The sequence below is a fragment of the Streptomyces sodiiphilus genome (genome assembly GCF_039529215.1).
Taxonomy (GTDB): domain Bacteria; phylum Actinomycetota; class Actinomycetes; order Streptomycetales; family Streptomycetaceae; genus Streptomyces; species Streptomyces sodiiphilus.
On the sequence record NZ_BAAAMJ010000057.1, the window covers coordinates 26,060 to 41,316 of the forward strand.

Below are 15,257 nucleotides of genomic sequence, written 5' to 3' on the forward strand. Positions count from 1 at the left end.
GAGAGTGGAGAGCATGGCCGAGCAAGCCGACAGCCGCGTCTTCAACGCGTTCCGGGGGTCCCTGATCGGGACCGCCGAGGCGCTGCCCGGCATCAGCGGTGGCACCGTCGCGTTGATCACCGGGGTCTACGAGCGGCTGATCGCCGCGGCCGGCCACATCACCAGCGGGCTGCGGATAGCCGTGACGGATCTGCCCCGGGGCAGGGGCGGCCGCCGCGCCGCGGACGAGTTGCGGCGGGCCGACTGGGGGCTGCTGGTGCCGCTGGCGGTGGGCATGGTGGCGGGCCTGCTGCTGAGCGCCCGGCTGCTGGCCCCGCTGGTGACCGATCACCGGCAGTACGCCTACGCGGTGTTCTTCGGTCTCGTGCTGGCCTCGCTGTGGATCCCGTACACCGGCTCCAAGCAGCGGTGGAAGGGGTCGCACTACGCCCTGGCCCTGGCCATGGCGGTGGCGGCCTTCTGGCTCACCTCGCTGTCGCTGGGGGGTGCCGCGGACAATCCGCTGGCGGTGCTGGGGTCGGGCGCGGTCGCGATCTGCGCACTGGTGCTGCCCGGGCTCTCGGGGTCGTTCCTGCTGCTGGCGCTCGGCATGTACGAGCCGACGATCGACGCCGCGAACGAGCGGAACCTCGCCTATCTGGGGATCTTCGCGCTGGGCTGCCTGCTGGGCCTGGCGCTCTTCGTCAAGCTGCTGCGCTGGCTGCTGGAGAACCACCACCATCTGACGCTGGTGGTGCTGACCGGCGTGATGGCGGGGTCGCTGCGGGCGCTGTGGCCCTGGCAGGGCGACGAGCACGACCGCCGGCTGTACGCACCCGACGAGGGGGTCGGGCTGACGGTGGCGCTGGCCCTGCTGGGTTTCTCGGTGGTGGTGGCCATCCTGGTGGCGGCGCGGCGCCGCGGCGCTCCCTCCCCCCGCCGCGGCCGGCACGCCAGGGTCGGCTGAGCACCGGCGGGCGCGCCGCGCCGCCGCGGGGTTCCGCCGCTACCGCCGCCGGGCGGCGTTGGCGAGGATCGCGTCGTGCAGGTAGCGCGCCAGCCCGGGGTGGATCTCCTCGTAGGTGGCGGTGAACCGCTGGTCCTCGATGTACATCCGGGCCAGGCCGGTGTGGATGTCGTAGGTGCAGTCGTAGAAGTACCGGCTGATCTGCCGGCGCTGCTCCTCGGCCAGTTCCATGGCCGCCTCGCCGTCCGGGGCCTCGCCGGCGGCCAGCAGGCCGGCCAGGCGCCGGTGGAGCCCGTCGCTCTCCTCCTTGATCCGCCGCCAGTCCTCCTTGCCGAGCGCGGCCGCCCGGCGCCGGGACTGCTCCCAGGCCTCGGTGGTGCCCCAGCGCCGCTCGGCCTCGCGGTCGTACTCCTGCCAGTCGTGCGCGTCGCCGAAGACCTCGAAACGCTCTTCCGGGGTGAGCCGGATGCCCATCTTTCTCGCCTCCATCGCGTACTCGACGGCGTCGGCCATCTCCCGCAGCCTGCCGATCCGCGCCGTCAGCAGCTCGTGCTGCCGCCGCAGGTGCTCGACCGGGTCCGCCTCCGGGTCGTCGAGCAGCACGGCGATCTCCTCCAGCGGGAAGCCCAGTTCCCGGTAGGAGAGGATCTGCTGCAGCCGGTCCAGATCGGCGTCTGTGTAGCGCCGGTGGCCGGCCGGGGAGCGTCCTCCGGGCCGCAGCAGGCCGATCGCGTCGTAGTGGTGCAGGGTGCGCACCGTGACGCCCGCGAGCGCGGCGACCCGGCCGACGGAATGGCACACGTCCGCCTCCTCGGTGTCCGTACGGCTTCTCCGTACGGAACCACCGTGCCCCCTCACGTCGCGTGAGGTGCAACCCGGCGCGTCCCTGCCCGGCCGCGGGGCGGCCGCGGGGCGGCCGGGCAGGGGCGGGGGACGGGACGGAAGGCGTCAGAACGGGAACGCGGTGCGTCCGTGCTGGACGGTGATGGTCTTGGTGGTGGTGAACGCCTCGATGGTGGCGTCGCCGTTGAGCCGGCCCACGCCGGAGGACTTCTCGCCGCCGAAGGAGACGATCGGCTCGTCCGCGACGGTGGAGTCGTTGATGTGGATCATGCCGGTGTCGATGCGCTTGGCGATCCGCACTCCACGGTCGGTGTCGGCGGTGTGCACGGCGCCGCTGAGTCCGTAGGGGGTGTCGTTGGCGATCCGCACCGCGTCGTCGTCCCCGTCGAAGGGGATGATCAGCGCGACCGGGCCGAAGATCTCCTGGTTCAGCACGGAGGAGTTCTCGGGGATGCCGGTGAGCACGGTGGGCTGGACCACGTTGCCCTGGGTCTCGCCGCGCAGCAGCGCGGTGGCGCCGTCGCGGACCGCGTCCTCCACGACCCGGGTGACGGCGTCGGCCTGGGTGGAGTTGATCAGCGGGCCGATGTGGGTCTGCGGGTCGGTGGGGTCCCCGGTCCTGAGGGTCTTCACCTTGGCCACGAACTTCTCGGTGAACTCCTGCTCCAGACTGCGGTCGACGAGCACCCGGTTGGCCGCCATGCAGACCTGGCCCTGGTGGACGTAGCGGCTGAAGACGGCCGCGTCGACGGCGTAGTCCACGTCGGCGTCGTCCAGCACGATCAGGGCGCTGTTGCCGCCGAGCTCCAGGACGCACCGCTTGAAGTTGGCGGCGGCCACGGTGGCCACGTGGCGGCCGACCTTGTCGGAGCCGGTGAAGGAGATCACCTTGGGCACCGGGTGCTCGATCAGCGCGTCCCCGATCTCCGCGATGTCGGTGATGACGACGTTGAGCAGCCCCTTGGGGAGCCCGGCCTCCTCGAAGATCCTGGCGATGAGCGAGCCGCCGGTCACCGGGGAGTTCTGGTGGGGCTTGAGCACCACCGCGTTGCCCAGGGCCAGCGCCGGGGCGACGGACTTGATGGCGAGGAACAGCGGGAAGTTGAAGGGGGAGATGACGCAGACCGTGCCGACCGGCAGGCGGTAGACGCGGTTCTCCTTGCCGTCGGTCATGGAGGGCAGGATGCGCCCCTCCGCGCCGACCGCCCAGTGGGTGGCCTCGCGGAGCATCTCCTTGACCAGCATCAGCTCGAAGCCGGCCTTGAGCCGGGTGCCGCCGAGCTCCGCCATGATCAGTTCGGCGTACTCGGCCTCGCGCTCCTCGACGATCCGCAGCGCGCGCTCGATGACCTGCCGGCGGGCGTAGGGGTTGAGTTCCGCCCACTCCTTCTGGGCCCGCTCCGCCGCGCGGTACGCCTGGTCGATCTCCTCGGTGGTGGCCACGGTGATCGAGGCGAGCTTGTCCCCGTTGTAGGGGTTGAAGTCGATGATGTCCCAGGAGCCTTTGCCGGGCCGCCAGTCGCCGTCTATGTACTGCTGTGCCAGATCCGCGAACGAAGCCATGCCCATCCCATCCTGTGGAGATCCCACGCCCTGATGGCCGGTCATCTTACTTGCACATCACAGTTGTTGGCGGAGATCGCGGAGAAGGGTGCGGGTCTCCTCCGGTGAGGCGGCGAACTCCGTGAGCCGGCCGAAGACCCGCAGGTACTGCCGCACCTCGTCCTTCTTGTCCAGGTAGAGCGCGCTGGTGAGCTGTTCGAGGTAGACGATGTCGGCCAGCTCCCGCTGGGCGAACCGCAGGACGGTGAACGCGCCGCTCTCCGCCCCGTGCCCGCCCCGCGCGAACGGCACGACCTGCAGGGTGACGTGCGGCCGTTCGGAGAACTCCTCAAGCAGCCGCAGCTGTTCGGTCATCACCGCCCGGCCGCCGTAGGCGCGGCGCAGCGCGGACTCGTCCAGGACGCAGTGCAGGTCCGGCGCGTTCTCCGACAGCAGCAGCTTCTGGCGTTCCATCCGCAGGGCGACGCGGCGGTCCACCTCGGCGGTGGGCAGCACACCGCGGTGGCCGCTGACCACGACGGCGTGGGCGTAGTCCTCGCTCTGCAGCAGGCCGTGCACGAACTGGAGCTCGTAGGCGGCTATCCCGCTCGCCGCCGCCTCCAGGCCGACGTAGGTCTGGAACCAGCCGGGCAGCACGTCGTTGTAGCTGTGCCACCACCCGGCCACGCTGGAGGTGTGGGCCAAGGAGAGCAGCGGCTCGCGATCGGCGTCGTCGGTGACGCCGTAGAGCGTCAGCAGGTCGGCCACGTCGCGCGGCTTGAATCCCACCCTGCCCAGCTCCATGCGGCTGATCTTCGACTCGGAGGCGCGGATCGAATAGCCCGCCTCCTCGCGGGTGATGCCGCGCGCCTCCCGCAGCCGGCGCAGCTGCGAACCGAGCAGGATGCGGCGCACCATCGGCCCGCCGGCCTCACCCGGTCCCGCGCCGCCGGCGCCTTCCGGAGTCTGCCCTGCCGCCATTTCCTCAGCCCTCCACTCGCGAACCAGGGCAGTGTGCCATCTCCGGGCACCGTTGTGTGCCCGTGCGGTCACCCTCCATCGATTTTTCGGCGTGCACGTGCATCTTCCCTTGCATTTGCTGTGAGCCTTGGGAACCATGAGGCGCGTGCACCGTCGGCCGGTGCGCGCGCAGGTCTCGCCGCGGTCTCCCGCCTCGGCGGGCACGGGGGCGTACCCCCACATCGCAGTGTCGCCGCCGCGAACGCCAGGAGTGCCGCGCCATGGGGATCGAAGGAACGCCCGTGCTCGACGTGTTAAGGCAGCAACTCCCGCCGGTGGATCCGCGTTCGCTGGCCGGCACCGCCTGCCTCGGGCTGCCCGGCCGCCCCGAATCCGTGCGCAGCGCGAGGGAGTTCACGCGCAGCACGCTGCACGGCTGGCGGCTTCCCGAACAGTTCGACGCCGTCGGGCTGGTCGTCTCCGAACTGGTCACCAACGCCCTCCGGCACGGGGTGCGGACCCGGCCTGCCGCCGCCGGGCGGCTGCGCGCGTCGGTGGAGCTGGAGCTGATGCGCTGTTCCCGCCGGCTGGTGTGCGCGGTGCGCGATCCGGGAGAGGCGGTCCCGAGGCTGGGCAGGCCCGACTGCTCCGCGGAGAGCGGCCGGGGCCTGCAGCTCGTGGAGAGCTTCAGCGACGCCTGGGGCTGGCGCCCGCTGTCGGGCGAGCGCCCGGGAAAGGTCGTCTGGGCCGCCTTCCGCACCTGCTGAGGGGCGGGCCGTCAGGTGACGAGGTGGTCGAACTCCCCGTCCTTCACTCCCCTCAGCAGTGCCTCTATCTCCGCCGGGGTGTAGACGAGCGCGGGCCCCTCGGGGAAACGGGAGTTGCGCATCGCCACGTCTCCGCTGGGGAGTCTGGCGAACTCGGCGCAGGTTCCCTGGGAGTTGCTGTAGCTGCTCTTGAGCCACACCACGTCCTGCAGGTGGTGGGCGGCCATGCCGTTGCTGATGTCGGGCACAACAGTCTCCCGGGGGTGCGGGTGCGGGGGTCGTCGAGCCGGGCACGCGAAGACACCGGCGCGGCGCGCCGGCAGATAGCTGTGCGACTCAACTTCCCGCGATCATAACCGGGCCCTGTGGCATATGCACGCGCAGATGCACGTGCATACCGGCCGTCCCCACCCCGTCACCCCGGGTCCGGCCCTCGGCACCTCACCTCCCGGTTCAGCCCACCGGATCGAGGAACTCGTCGAAGGCCGAGGGCAGCGTCCGCCAGGCGTCGGGCCCGGCCGCGAACTCGGCATCGGTGAGCCGGCAGGAGTCCAGCAGCCCCGAGACCGCGGCGGCGTCCAGGCCCGGCGAGACGAAGACCAGGTGCTGGTCACGGTCGCCGTGCTCGGGATGCCACCGCAGGGCGGCCGCCACCCGGCACGACGCCGGCACACTCTCCCACTCGGTGTCGGGAAGCCCGGCCAGCCAGGGGCCGGCCGACTCCACGCACAGGGCACCGCCCGCGGCGTCCCATGCCAGCAGGGTGCCGGGCCGGTCGGCGAGCCAGAACCTGCCCCGGCTGCGCACCGCGGCGCAGGTCAGCTCCTCCAGCGCGGCATACAGGCGCCCCGGGTGGAACGGCCTGCGGCTCCTCCAGACCAGGGTGGCGACGCCGTGCGCGGCGGCCTCCTGCGGAAGCAGCGCGCAGGCGGGGTGCTGCCGTTCGCGGGCCACCCCCGTGTCGCACCCGATGCCGGCCGTGGCCAGCGAGGCGAAGTCCGCCTCGTGGATGTGGACATGCCGGGCCGTCGGGTGGAGCTGGCGCAGCAGCTCCAGGTCGGTCTCGTCGGCCGGTTCGGGGCCGTCCGCCAGGGCCAGCAGCGCGGGGTACTCCAGTTGCCGGGCCCAGGTGTCGGCGATGGTGCGCCGGTCGCTGCGGGCCGCGGCCAGGCCGGCGTCGGCCAGGTCGTCGCCGCAGCCGAGGCAGGGCAGCACCAGGGCGGGATCCACCGCGGTCAGCACTCCGGCGAGCCGCAGCCCGTCCCCCTGCGAGGCGATCAGCTCGGCCGTCGAGCGGGGCTCGACGGAGTCCCACAGATCCACCACGGCCAGCCGGAAGGAACCGTCCTGAGCCAGCCGCTCCAGCTGCGGCAGCAGGTCTTCGCGCAGTGCGCAGCAGGCGCAGTCGTTGACCAGCCCGGCCTGCGACTCCTCCACCGGGCCGCCGGCGGTGCGCAGCGTGCGGGTGACGGACCCGGAGGAGGCGGTGGACAGGTCGTGGTGGAGGGCGACGCTGCCGGGCACCCGGCGCAGCAGGCGTTCGACGGCGGCCCGGCGGGCGTCCGTGTGCAGCCCGCCGACGACGACCACGGGGAGCATCAGCGGCTCCCGGTGCGGCCGTACCGGCGCTCGAAGCGTTCCACCCGGCCGGCGGTGTCCATCACGCGCGCGGTGCCGGTGTAGAAGGGGTGGCTCGCCGAGGAGACCTCGACGTCGATGACGGGGTAGGTGTTGCCGTCCTCCCATTCGACGGTCCGGTCGCCGGCGGCCGTGGACCGGGTGAGAAAGGCGAATCCGGCGGCCCGGTCGCGGAAGACGACGGGCCCGTAGGAGGGGTGGATGCCGGGCTTCATGAAGGTTCTTCTCCTGTGTCGGGGCCCCGGGAGGGCCCGCTGCGGACGGGTCAGCGCTCCTCGCGGAAGACCACGTGCCGGCGGGCGACGGGGTCGTACTTGCGCAGGTGGAGCCGGTCCGGGTCGTTGCGGCGGTTCTTGCGGGTGACGTAGGTGTAGCCGGTGCCCGCGGTGGACTTGAGCTTCACCACCGGGCGGATGTCGTTGCGGGCCATGGGCGGTACTATACAGAAACGGAAACCATTTTCATTTTCGCGACCACCGAGGAGGCCGCACCCCGTGTCCGCCCACTGCCAGCTGACCGGCCGCAAGCCGGGCTTCGGCAACACCATCTCCCACTCCCACCGGCGCACCCCGCGGCGCTTCGACCCGAACATCCAGCGCAAGCGCTACTGGCTGCCCAGCGAACGGCGGTATGTGCGGCTGACGCTCAGCACCCGGGGCATCAAGACCGTCGACGCCATCGGCATCGAGCGGGCCGTCGCCCGCATCCGCGCCCGAGGGGGCTCGGTCTGATGGCGAAGAAGAGCAAGATCGCGAAGAACGAGCAGCGCAGGATCGTGGTGGCCCGCTACGCCGCGCGGCGGGCGGAGCTCAAGGAGATCATCCGCAGTCCGCGCAGCACCGAGGCGGAACGGGCGGACGCCCAGCGCGAACTGCGGCGCCAGCCGCGGGACGCCAGCGCCACCCGGATCCGCAACCGGGACAGCGTGGACGGCCGCCCCCGCGGGCACTTCCGCGCCTTCGGCCTGTCGCGGATCAGCCTGCGGCAGCAGGCCCACGCCGGCTACCTGCCCGGGGTGCGCAAGTCGAGCTGGTGACGGCTCCCGGCGGGCCCGCGCCCGCCGGGTCACCCGTTGTGTCCGGTGCGCCCCGGTGACGGCGGGGCCTCCGGCATGGTGCACTGAGCACCAGGGGTGATGGTGATGAGGCTGCGGGTACGCATGGCCGCGTTCGTGGTGATCCTGGCAGCGCTGACCGGCGGATGCCAGACCGGGAACGGCGAGGACGAGACACCGCCGGACGGCGTCTCGCCGTTCACCGGCGAGGAGGCGGAGGCGGGCCCGGTGCTCGCCGTGAAGATCGACAACGTGGAGCGGGCCCGGCCGCACACCGGCCTGGAGGACGCCGACCTGGTCTACGTCGAGCCGGTGGAGTCCGGGCTGACCAGGCTGCTGGTGGTGTTCTCCGGCAGCCTGCCGGAGACCGCCGGGCCGGTGCGCAGCGCGCGGGAGTCCGACCTGGAGCTGCTGCGGCAGTTCGGCCGGCCGGCCCTGGCGTACTCCGGCGCCCAGTCGGCTCTCCAGCCGCTGATCGACGAGGCTCCGCTGTACGCGGTGCCGCCGGACCGGGCGTCCGCCGCCTACGAGCGCAGCGGCGACCGGCCCGCCCCGCACAATCTCTACCTCCGCCCGGACGCGCTGCTGCTCGCCGCCCCCGAGGCGAGCGAGGCGGCCGACATCGGGCTGCGCTTCGGGGACGCGCCCGACGGCGGCACCGAGACCTCCGAGTACACCGTGACCTACCAGGCCGCCTCCTACGACTTCGGCTGGTCCGGCGAGGACGGACGCTGGCTGGTCTCCATGGACGGCACGGAGGCGGTCACCACCGGCGGGGAGCGGCTGAGCGCGGCGACGGTGGTGGTCCAGCAGGTCCAGATCCGCCCCTCGGCCTTCCAGGACCGCTCCGGGAACATCACGCCCTACACCCAGACCATCGGCTCCGGGGAGGCTCTGGTGCTGCGCGACGGGCAGGCCCACGAGGCCCGGTGGTCCCGCTCGGCGGCGGACGGCGGCACGACGTTCACCACCGCGGACGGCGATCCGCTGCCGTTCGCCACCGGACCGGTCTGGTTCCTGTTCACCGACTCGTGAACTCACACTCGGACAACTACGGTTGAGAGCTCGCGGCCGGGAACGGCCTTGACTTCAAGTTGACATGAGGTCCTACCGTTCCGGGGACCGGTGCGGGACCCCGGACCGGTCCCGTCGGCACCCGATCCCGGAGACCGCAATGAGCATGGAGATCACGGCCTGGCACGCCCTGTATCACGCCAGGCACGCCAAGGACGATCAACGCCCCTTCTCGCGCCGGACCTTGCGCCGCATCGCCCGCTTCGCCCGGCCGCACCGCCGGGAACTGGCGCTGTTCATGGTGCTGAGCGTCGCCACCGCGCTGCTGGCCGTCGCCACCCCGGTGCTGGCCATGCGGGTGGTCAACTCCATCGTGGCGGGCACCGACACCGCGGTGGTCGTCCGGCTGGCCCTGCTGATCGCCGCCATCGCCGTCGGCGAGGCCGCCCTCGGCCTGCTGGCCCGCTGGCTGTCCGCCCGGATCGGCGAGGGCCTCATCTACGACCTGCGCCGCGCCGTCTTCGACCATGTGCAGCGGATGCCGATCGCCTTCTTCACCCGCACCCGGACCGGCGCGCTGGTCAGCCGCCTGAACAACGATGTGCTCGGCGCCCAGCGGGCGTTCAGCGACACCCTCTCCGGAGTCCTCGGCAACCTGGTGACGCTGCTGCTCACCCTGGGCGTGATGCTCACCATCTCCTGGCAGGTCACCCTGCTGGCGCTGGTCCTGCTGCCGGTCTTCGTGCTGCCCGCGCGGCGGCTGGGCGTCCGTCTGGCCCGGCTCTCCCGCGAGGCCGCCCACCACGACGCGGTGATGAACACGCAGATGACCGAGCGGTTCTCGGCCCCCGGCGCGACGCTGGTCAAGCTCTACGGCAGGCCCGCCGAGGAGTCCGCCGAGTTCGCCGCGCGGGCCGCCCGGGTGCGGGACATCGGGGTGCGCACCGCCATGCTGCAGATGGTCTTCGTCACCGCCCTCACCCTGGTCTCCGCGCTGGCGCTGGCCCTCGTCTACGGGCTGGGCGGCTTCTACGCGCTGCGCGGCTCGCTGGACGCCGGCGCGGTCGTCGCCATGGCCATGCTGCTCACCCGGCTGTACGCGCCGCTGACCGCCCTGGCCGGCGCCCGGCTGGAGATGATGACCGCGCTGGTCAGCTTCCAGCGGGTCTTCGAGGTGCTGGACCTCAAGCCGCTGATCAGTGACCGTCCGGACGCCCGGCCGGTGCCCGAGGGGCCGGTCTCGGTGGAGTTCGACGCCGTGGACTTCGCCTACCCGTCGGCCGACAAGGTCTCGCTCGCCTCCCTGGAGGAGGTCGCCGTGCTCGACACCCGGGGCGGCGAACAGGTGCTCCACCAGGTCTCGTTCCGGGCCGAGCCCGGGCAACTGGTCGCCCTGGTCGGCTCCTCGGGCGCGGGAAAGTCCACCATCGCCCAGCTGCTGCCGCGGCTGTACGACGCCGACGCGGGCGCGGTGCGGCTGAGCGGGGTGGACGTGCGGGAGCTGAGCGCGCACTCGCTGCGGCAGACGCTGGGCATGGTGACGCAGGACGGCCATCTCTTCCACGACACGATCCGCGCCAACCTGCTGCTGGCCAGGCCGGAAGCGGCGGAGGAGGAGCTGTGGGAGGTGCTGCGCCGGGCGCGCCTGGAGGAGCTGGTCGCCTCCCTGCCGGACGGGCTCGACACCGTGGTCGGGGAGCGCGGGTACCGGCTCTCCGGCGGGGAGCGGCAGCGCCTGACCATCGCCCGCCTGCTGCTGGCCCGCCCGCGGGTGGTGATCCTCGACGAGGCGACCGCACATCTGGACTCCACCTCCGAGGCGGCCGTGCAGGAGGCGCTCGCCGAGGCACTGGCCGGCCGCACCTCGGTGGTCATCGCGCACCGGCTCTCCACCGTGCGGGCCGCCGATCTCATCCTGGTGATCGAGGACGGCCGGGTCGTGGAGCGCGGCACGCACGACGAACTGCTGGCGGCCGCAGGGCGCTACGAGCAGCTGTACCGGACCCAGTTCGCGGAGCCGGGCGAGGCCGGGCCGCGGGCCGGGGAGGAGCCGGCGGCCCGGGTGTGAGCGCGGCGGTGCGGGGCGCCGATCGGACGCGCGCCGCCGGTCCGGGGGTTGGAGAGCATCCGCGTCCGCAACGCGGTCTCGGGAGACGAACTGGCGACACTCGACACCGCTGATGCCGAAGTCGTGACGCTCACCGTCCAGGCGCTCGACGGTGCCGCCATACTGCCGGCCGGCACCCGGGGCGGGAAGGTGCGGGCCTGGCGGCTGCCGGACAGTGCCGAGATGGGCGAGATCTCCCTGCCCCGGACGCCGCTCGCGCTCCGGTTCTCCTCGCCCGGCACCCTGCACTTCGTGAGCGGCAGCGGCAGCGGCCGGGTAAGGTCCGGGCGGCTGCCGGTGTCCCGACGGTCGCGCCTCAGTACCATCAGCTCCCGCTCCCTGGTTCCCGGCCGAGAGGACAACCCCATGCATCTGGTCCCCGCGCCCAGGGAGTTGCGGCGCGGTCCGCGGGAGGCGGAAGCCTTCGTCCTGGGGACCGGCACCGGCGTGGCCACGGATGCCGCGAGCAGTGCGGTCGCGTGCCGGCTGAGGTCGGTGCTCGGTGCTGCGACCGGTCTCCCGCTGCCCCCGGCACCGCACGGCACCCCGGGAGCCATCACCCTGCGGATCGGCGAACACCTCGCCGCCCGCGGTCCCGAGGCGTACGAGCTGACGGTGGACGCCTCAGGGGTCCTCATCGAGGGCGGTGGTTCGGCCGGGGTGTTCTGGGGCGCACAGACCCTGCGGCAGCTCCTGGGCCCCGACGCCTACAGGCGCGCACCGCTGCGTGACAGCCCCTGGACCGTGGCCCCGGTGCGGATCGCGGACGCCCCCCGCTTCGCCTGGCGCGGCATGATGCTGGACGTCGCCCGGCACTTCATGCCGAAGGACGGCGTGCTGCGCTACGTCGATCTCCTCGCCGCCCACAAGCTCAACGTGCTGCACCTTCACCTCACCGACGACCAGGGCTGGCGCGTCCAGATCGAGCGCTACCCGCGGCTCACCGAGGTGGGGGCCTGGCGCGCCCGCAGCGGGCCGGCTTCGGTGATCCTCCGCAGTGGGAAGAGCGCCCGCACGGCGGCTACTACACCCGCGACGACCTGCGCGAGATTGTCGCCTACGCCGCCGCACGGCACATCACCGTCGTCCCCGAGATCGACATCCCGGGCCACTCACAGGCCGCCATCGCCGCCTACCCCGAACTGGGCAACACCGATGTCGTCGACACCTCGGCGCTCACGCCGTTGGACCGCTGGGGCATCAACCCGAACGTGCTGAACGTCTCCGACGCGACCTTGAAGTTCTACGAGAACATACTCACCGAGGTGCTGGAGATCTTCCCCTCCCCGTACATCCACATAGGCGGCGACGAGTGCCCCAAGGAGCAGTGGCGGGCCTCCCCGGCCGCCCGGCAGCGCATCCAGGAACTGGGGCTGGCAGATGAGGACGAGCTCCAGAGCTGGTTCGTCGGCCACTTCGACCGCTGGCTGGCGGACCGGGGCCGCAGGCTCGTCGGCTGGGACGAGATCCTGCAGGGCGGCCTGGCACCGGGCGCCGTGGTCGCGTCCTGGCAGGGCTACGCGGGCGGCGTCACGGCGGCGCGCGCCGGACACGACGTCGTGATGTGCCCGCAGCAGCACACCTATCTCGACTGGCGCCAGGCGGACGGCCCCGACGAGCCCGTCCCGATCGCGCATGTGCGCACCCTGGAGGACGTCTACCGCTTCGAGCCGGTGCCGGACGCGCTGACCGAGACGGAGGCCGCGCACGTCATCGGCGTACAGGCCAACGTCTGGACCGAGGCCATGGACAGCCCCCGGGCCGTGGACTACATGACCTTCCCGCGCCTGGCAGCGTTCGCAGAGGTCGCCTGGCGGCCTCTGCCGTCGGCCGCCGGGCGGGACTTCACCGACTTCGAGCACCGGATGGAGGCCGCCCACTACGCGCGTCTGGACGCGCTCGGCGTCGAGTACCGGCCGCCGTCCGGTCCCAGGCCCTGGCAGCGCCGGCCCGGCGTCCCGGGACGGCCTCGGGGAGGAACCCCGCCGGAGCGCTGAGCCCGCAGCCCAGGAGACGGCGCCACCCCGTCACCGGCCTGCGCCCGCCGCCCGGCCGCGCCCTCCCCCGGGCGGGCCATCCCAGCGGGCGGGGTGCGGCAGGGGCCCACACCATGGCGGTATGAGCCTTCTGACCCTCGACCACCTGCGCCGCTGCACCATGGCCGTCGACCTCGGTGCCTCCCGCACCCGCGTCTACCTCAAGCAGTCCGGTCTTCTCGTCGACGAGCCGTCGGTGGTGGCCATGAGCACCCGCAGCGGGGCGCTGATCGCGGTCGGCACCCCGGCGGACCGCATGGCCGGCCGCACCCCGGACAGCATCCGCGTGGTGCGGCCGGTGAACGGCGGCACCGTGGTGGACATCGAGATGGCCCAGCGGATGCTGCGGGCGATGATCGGCTCACGGCTCCGGCGCAGCTGGCGGCGCAGGACGGTGCAGCGGGCCGCGGTCTGCGTGCCCCACGACGCGGACCCGCTGGCCCGGCGGGCCGCGTGGGAGACCCTTGCGGGTCTGGGGGCGCGCCGGGTCGAGCTGGTGGACAGCCTGCTGACCGCCGGAATCGGCTGCGGGCTGCCGGTGGAGGAGCCCGAAGCGGCCATGATCGTGCAGTGCGGCGCGGCCACCACCGAGGTCGCCGTACTGTCGCTGGGGTCCGTGGTGGCGGCCGAGAAGGTGCCGATGGGCGGCGAGACCATCGACCGGGCCCTGACCCAGTACCTGCGCAACACCCACGAACTGCTGCTGCTGCGGCACGCCGTGCGCCCGCTGCACGACGCCCTGGCCCGGACGGCGCACCAGGAGACGGAGGTGCACGGCCAGGACGTGGTGACCGGCCGGGCCCGGACGGTGCGCGTCGATCCGGAGCGGCTGCGGGAGGCGGTCCGGATGCCGGTCACCTCGCTGCTCGACGCGATCCGCGCCGTGCTGCACCGCTGTCCCCCGGACCTGGTGGCGGACCTGGCGGACCGGGGCGTGGTGCTGACCGGAGGGGGCGCTCTGCTGCCGGGTCTTGACGCCACGATCCGGGAGAACACCGGGATGCCGGTGCGGGTGGCCGGCGACCCGGCGCTGTGCGCGGTGCTGGGGCTCGGCCGGATGCTGGAGGGCAGCGTCCGGGCCGCCGGCGCGAGGCCGGAGCCCGAGGAAGCCGGTGAGGGCCGGCCGGAGCCCGCCCAGGACGCCGAACCGGCACCGGCCGGTGCGGAGCCGACCCCGGCGCGCTGACGCCCCGCCGGCCCGCCGGGCCCCTCAGATGGTCACACCGTGGTCGCGCAGCCAGGGCACCGGGTCGATCGCCGAGCCCAGGTAGGGGGTCAGCCGGATCTCGAAGTGCAGGTGGGGGCCGGTGGAGTTGCCGGTGGACCCGGACAGTCCGATCCGCTGCCCCGCGCCCACCCGCTGGCCCGCCTTCACCTCCAGCAGCGACAGATGGGCGTACTGGCTGTAGTAGCCGTTGTCGTGGGCGAGCACGATGCTGTTGCCGAACGCGTCCCCGCAGCCGGTGGTCACCACGGTGGCGTCGCCGACCGCGCGGACCGGGGTGCCGGTGGGGACCGCGAAGTCCTGCCCGGTGTGGCCGTTGCGCCAGCGCCCCCCGGCCTGGGCGAAGCTCGCGGAGATCACGTAGCTCTCCACCGGCGCCACCCAGTCCGCCGTACCGGCCCGCCGGGCGAGCGCGGCGGCGTCCCGGACGGCGGCCGGACAGCCGGAGGGGGTGTGCCGCACCCGGCCCGGTGCGGGCGCGGCCCGGGCCGCCGCACGCTGCCGGGCCTCCTTCAGCTCCCGCAGCTGCCGCTCGGCGCGGGCCAGCTTCGCGTCGATCCCCTCCTTCCGCTCCCGCTGGCGCTGTTCCTGCTCGCGCAGCCGGGCGTGCGCCCGCGCGGCGGCGGTCTTGTCGCGGACCAGCTGCGATTCGGCCTCCAGGACCTGTTCCAGGAGCTGCCGGGCGGCGTTCTCGCCGCGCCCGATCCGGGTGGCCTGGTCCAGGAAGTGCTCCGGCGAGTCGGACAGCATCAGCCGGGCCAGGCCCGAGGTGCCTCCGTTGCGGTACTGCTCCCGTGCCTGCCGGCCGGCGATCTCCCGCAGCCCGGCGAGTTCCTCGCGCGCGCCCTCCAGGCGGCCCCGGAGCCGCTGCACCTCCGAGCGCTGGCGAACCTCCTGCCGTCTGGCGCGCTCGTGCCGTTCGCTGGCCCGTGCCGCCTCCTGGCGCAGGCGTTCGATCTCGGTCGCTATGGCCTCGACGTTCCGGGGCGAAGTGGGCGTGCTGCTGTCGGCCTGGGCGGGGGCCACTGCCGTGAGGACGGCACAGCCCACCGCTACCAGGCAGCTGAGCTTACGAGCGGTTGGCCACACGAGCCGATAGTTGCCATGTGCTCGGCGTGACGGCGC

General features: G+C 73.0%; 15 protein-coding genes and 1 pseudogene. 8 read left to right on the top strand and 8 right to left on the bottom strand.

Going from position 1 to position 15,257, the window contains the following annotated elements; genetic code table 11:
* Positions 1-13 precede the first annotated feature (13 nt).
* A complete protein-coding gene (locus ABD299_RS21010) occupies positions 14-946 on the top strand; it encodes a DUF368 domain-containing protein (protein WP_344264968.1) in 933 nt (310 codons plus the stop codon).
* Between the two features lie 39 nt (positions 947-985).
* Here the strand turns inward: ABD299_RS21010 and ABD299_RS21015 are convergent, their stop codons facing one another.
* From ABD299_RS21015 to ABD299_RS21025, 3 genes are all read right to left on the bottom strand, one after another.
* Positions 986-1,747, bottom strand: a complete 762-nt coding sequence (locus tag ABD299_RS21015) for a MerR family transcriptional regulator (protein WP_344264971.1) — start codon at positions 1,745-1,747, stop codon at positions 986-988.
* Positions 1,748-1,894: 147 nt separating this feature from the next.
* Complete coding sequence (locus tag ABD299_RS21020) at positions 1,895-3,352, bottom strand: aldehyde dehydrogenase family protein (protein ID WP_344264974.1); 1,458 nt, start codon at positions 3,350-3,352, stop codon at positions 1,895-1,897.
* A gap of 57 nt (positions 3,353-3,409) precedes the next feature.
* Positions 3,410-4,249, bottom strand: a complete 840-nt coding sequence (locus ABD299_RS21025) for a helix-turn-helix domain-containing protein (protein ID WP_344265080.1) — start codon at positions 4,247-4,249, stop codon at positions 3,410-3,412.
* Between the two features lie 323 nt (positions 4,250-4,572).
* On the opposite strand from ABD299_RS21025, the gene ABD299_RS21030 reads away from it, so the two are divergent.
* Positions 4,573-5,058, top strand: coding sequence for an ATP-binding protein (locus ABD299_RS21030; RefSeq protein ID WP_344264977.1), 486 nt, complete (start codon positions 4,573-4,575; stop codon positions 5,056-5,058).
* An 11-nt stretch (positions 5,059-5,069) separates the two neighbouring features.
* Here the strand turns inward: ABD299_RS21030 and ABD299_RS21035 are convergent, their stop codons facing one another.
* The 4 genes from ABD299_RS21035 to rpmG form a co-directional block, all read right to left on the bottom strand.
* The gene (locus ABD299_RS21035) at positions 5,070-5,285 is read right to left on the bottom strand and encodes a DUF397 domain-containing protein (RefSeq protein ID WP_425581388.1); all 216 of its coding nucleotides are present in this window, start codon (positions 5,283-5,285) and stop codon (positions 5,070-5,072) included.
* 226 nt (positions 5,286-5,511) lie between these two features.
* Positions 5,512-6,657, bottom strand: a complete 1,146-nt coding sequence (locus tag ABD299_RS21040) for a CobW family GTP-binding protein (RefSeq protein WP_344264983.1) — start codon at positions 6,655-6,657, stop codon at positions 5,512-5,514.
* The gene (locus ABD299_RS21045) at positions 6,657-6,911 is read right to left on the bottom strand and encodes a type B 50S ribosomal protein L31 (protein ID WP_344264986.1); all 255 of its coding nucleotides are present in this window, start codon (positions 6,909-6,911) and stop codon (positions 6,657-6,659) included. Before ABD299_RS21045 ends, ABD299_RS21040 begins: the two co-directional genes overlap by 1 nt.
* 50 nt (positions 6,912-6,961) lie before the next feature.
* Positions 6,962-7,126, bottom strand: a complete 165-nt coding sequence (rpmG, locus tag ABD299_RS21050; RefSeq protein WP_344264989.1) for a 50S ribosomal protein L33 — start codon at positions 7,124-7,126, stop codon at positions 6,962-6,964.
* A 64-nt stretch (positions 7,127-7,190) separates the two neighbouring features.
* Between rpmG and rpmB the strand changes: the two genes are divergently transcribed.
* The 6 genes and pseudogenes from rpmB to mreB all read left to right on the top strand — a co-directional run bounded on the left by rpmB (position 7,191) and on the right by mreB (position 14,093).
* On the top strand, positions 7,191-7,427 hold the full coding sequence (rpmB, locus tag ABD299_RS21055) for a 50S ribosomal protein L28 (protein WP_344264992.1): 237 nt from the start codon (positions 7,191-7,193) through the stop codon (positions 7,425-7,427).
* Positions 7,427-7,732: a 30S ribosomal protein S14 gene (gene rpsN, locus ABD299_RS21060; RefSeq protein WP_344264995.1), complete on the top strand. Its 306-nt coding sequence runs from the start codon at positions 7,427-7,429 to the stop codon at positions 7,730-7,732. Before rpmB ends, rpsN begins: the two co-directional genes overlap by 1 nt.
* Positions 7,733-7,837: 105 nt before the next feature.
* Positions 7,838-8,785 (top strand): DUF3048 domain-containing protein, encoded by a 948-nt coding sequence (locus ABD299_RS21065; protein WP_344264998.1) that lies wholly within the window; start codon positions 7,838-7,840, stop codon positions 8,783-8,785.
* 139 nt (positions 8,786-8,924) lie between these two features.
* A complete protein-coding gene (locus ABD299_RS21070) occupies positions 8,925-10,832 on the top strand; it encodes an ABC transporter ATP-binding protein (protein WP_344265001.1) in 1,908 nt (635 codons plus the stop codon).
* A gap of 405 nt (positions 10,833-11,237) precedes the next feature.
* Positions 11,238-12,868: pseudogene (locus tag ABD299_RS21075) on the top strand (beta-N-acetylhexosaminidase).
* A gap of 121 nt (positions 12,869-12,989) precedes the next feature.
* Positions 12,990-14,093, top strand: a complete 1,104-nt coding sequence (gene mreB / locus ABD299_RS21080; RefSeq protein WP_344265004.1) for a rod shape-determining protein — start codon at positions 12,990-12,992, stop codon at positions 14,091-14,093.
* A 24-nt stretch (positions 14,094-14,117) separates the two neighbouring features.
* Here the strand turns inward: mreB and ABD299_RS21085 are convergent, their stop codons facing one another.
* Positions 14,118-15,221: a peptidoglycan DD-metalloendopeptidase family protein gene (locus tag ABD299_RS21085; protein ID WP_344265006.1), complete on the bottom strand. Its 1,104-nt coding sequence runs from the start codon at positions 15,219-15,221 to the stop codon at positions 14,118-14,120.
* Between the last annotated feature and the right edge of the window lie 36 nt (positions 15,222-15,257).

Coding starts and splice junctions, on each gene's coding strand:
- ABD299_RS21010 (WP_344264968.1), top strand. CDS start 14: ATGGCCGAGCAAGCCGACAGCCGCGTCTTCAACGCGTTCCGGGGGTCC.
- ABD299_RS21020 (WP_344264974.1), bottom strand. CDS start 3,352: ATGGCTTCGTTCGCGGATCTGGCACAGCAGTACATAGACGGCGACTGG.
- ABD299_RS21025 (WP_344265080.1), bottom strand. CDS start 4,249: ATGGTGCGCCGCATCCTGCTCGGTTCGCAGCTGCGCCGGCTGCGGGAG.
- ABD299_RS21030 (WP_344264977.1), top strand. CDS start 4,573: ATGGGGATCGAAGGAACGCCCGTGCTCGACGTGTTAAGGCAGCAACTC.
- ABD299_RS21035 (WP_425581388.1), bottom strand. CDS start 5,285: ATGGCCGCCCACCACCTGCAGGACGTGGTGTGGCTCAAGAGCAGCTAC.
- ABD299_RS21040 (WP_344264983.1), bottom strand. CDS start 6,657: ATGCTCCCCGTGGTCGTCGTCGGCGGGCTGCACACGGACGCCCGCCGG.
- ABD299_RS21045 (WP_344264986.1), bottom strand. CDS start 6,911: ATGAAGCCCGGCATCCACCCCTCCTACGGGCCCGTCGTCTTCCGCGAC.
- rpmG (WP_344264989.1), bottom strand. CDS start 7,126: ATGGCCCGCAACGACATCCGCCCGGTGGTGAAGCTCAAGTCCACCGCG.
- rpsN (WP_344264995.1), top strand. CDS start 7,427: ATGGCGAAGAAGAGCAAGATCGCGAAGAACGAGCAGCGCAGGATCGTG.
- ABD299_RS21065 (WP_344264998.1), top strand. CDS start 7,838: ATGAGGCTGCGGGTACGCATGGCCGCGTTCGTGGTGATCCTGGCAGCG.
- ABD299_RS21070 (WP_344265001.1), top strand. CDS start 8,925: ATGAGCATGGAGATCACGGCCTGGCACGCCCTGTATCACGCCAGGCAC.
- mreB (WP_344265004.1), top strand. CDS start 12,990: ATGAGCCTTCTGACCCTCGACCACCTGCGCCGCTGCACCATGGCCGTC.